Origin of the sequence: Pseudomonas brassicacearum (genome assembly GCF_003732265.1) — a bacterium.
GTDB lineage: Bacteria > Pseudomonadota > Gammaproteobacteria > Pseudomonadales > Pseudomonadaceae > Aquipseudomonas > Aquipseudomonas brassicacearum_D.
Genome location: NZ_MOBK01000270.1, coordinates 1 through 408, shown reverse-complemented (window position 1 = coordinate 408; position 408 = coordinate 1). Strand labels below are relative to the sequence as shown.

Annotated in this window: 1 pseudogene; it reads right to left on the bottom strand. The window is 64.2% G+C overall.

The features are described 5' to 3' along the window. Positions 1-57: 57 nt before the first annotated feature. Positions 58-408 (bottom strand): annotated as a pseudogene (locus tag BK660_RS31210) (hypothetical protein); the annotation flags it as partial.

Genomic DNA, 408 nt, shown 5'->3' with positions numbered 1-408 from the left:
CTGCTCGATGTCTTCATTGCGTGGGCCGATCTTGGCCAGGGTCCAGGATTCGCGCTGCTACTGCGACTGGGCCTTGGCCACTTGCAAGCGGGCGGCTGCCTGGTCCAGGCGTTGCTGGCTGACGCCCTTGCCCTGGGTGTCGTCGGCGATCCTGCGCAGGCGCTGCATGTGCAGTTGAGCCAGCTGCATTTGCGCCTGGGCGGCCTCAAAACGTGCCTTTGACTGCTCGACCTCTTGAGGCCGTGTGCCATTTTTCAAGCGCAGCAGCGCCTGTTCCTGGGCGCCGATCCTGGCCTTGGAGCGATTTATTTCCAGGCGCAGTGTGCGTGTGTCGAGTTCCGCCAGGACCTGGCCTGGCTGCACCAGGTCGCCCTCTTCGGCATACAGCGCGGCGATTCGCTCACTGCC